Here is a 947-nt window from a genome sequence, read left to right as displayed (position 1 = left end):
TAACGATAGTCTGTTACTTTGCCATCAAGACTAACACAAAATAGTGTAGGCTTTCTTTACAAGCAATAAAATCTTCATCAGTGATATTTTAATGGTCAAATACGTAGCCCACAGAGCGGCGGCTTTTGAAGAACTCGGGGTTCTTAGGGTCGTCTTCAAAGTACTTTCGAAAACGGACAATAAAGTTATCGACGGTACGAGTCGATAGGTCTTTGGAAAAACCCCAGGCAACTTCTAAAATTTCTCCGCGTGACAGCGCTTTACCACGATTGTTAATCAATAACCTGAGCAAGCGAAGCTCTTGTTCAGTTAGGCTTATTTGTTGCCCTTTGCAATAAGCAACAGATTGAAGGAAGTCGATTTTGTTGCTGCCAAAGCTATATGGGTCCTGACTTCCACTCGCCGCGTCAATACTATTATCTTGCCAGCTACTTTGTTTTAAAAGGCGCTCAACTCGTAACAGGAATTCTTCTAGGTTAAAGGGTTTAGAAAGATAGTCATCGACACCGTGGTTAAAACCCTCAATTCTGTCTTGAGCACTATTCTTGGCTGATAGAATAAGGATTGGCAAACGCTCATCTTCTAAGCGAATACGTTTAAGAACAGAGACACCGTCTATGCCGGGCAGCATCACATCCAAGACTATTAAATGCGGCCGCCACTGTTTCCATAAGGCTAGACCGGAAGTCCCTGTTTCCGCTAACGCCACCTTGTAACCTTGAAGCTCCAAATTTAAACGCAACCCCTCTGCAATATGACATTCATCCTCGACAACCAAGATACGCTCATTCTCTGGATCAAACACTAGTGCATCCCCATCATATTACGCGCTCTTTTCGCCATTGATAGTTTATTTCGCTGCGGGAATATAATAACAAACTCAGCCCCCTGCCCCGGCTGGCTTTCCTTAATCTGTATCTTACCACTATGCGCTTTAACTATATTTT

Annotated in this window: 1 protein-coding gene; it reads right to left on the bottom strand. The window is 43.1% G+C overall.

Going from position 1 to position 947, the window contains the following annotated elements:
• Window positions 1-88: 88 nt before the first annotated feature.
• Window positions 89-805 carry a response regulator transcription factor gene (locus A3763_RS22725; protein WP_068514346.1) on the bottom strand — a complete coding sequence of 239 codons (717 nt, stop codon included), beginning with the start codon at window positions 803-805 and terminating at the stop codon, window positions 89-91.
• Window positions 806-947: the final 142 nt, after the last annotated feature.

This window comes from Oleiphilus sp. HI0128 (assembly GCF_001635365.1).
This window is presented reverse-complemented; position numbering and strand designations above follow the sequence as displayed.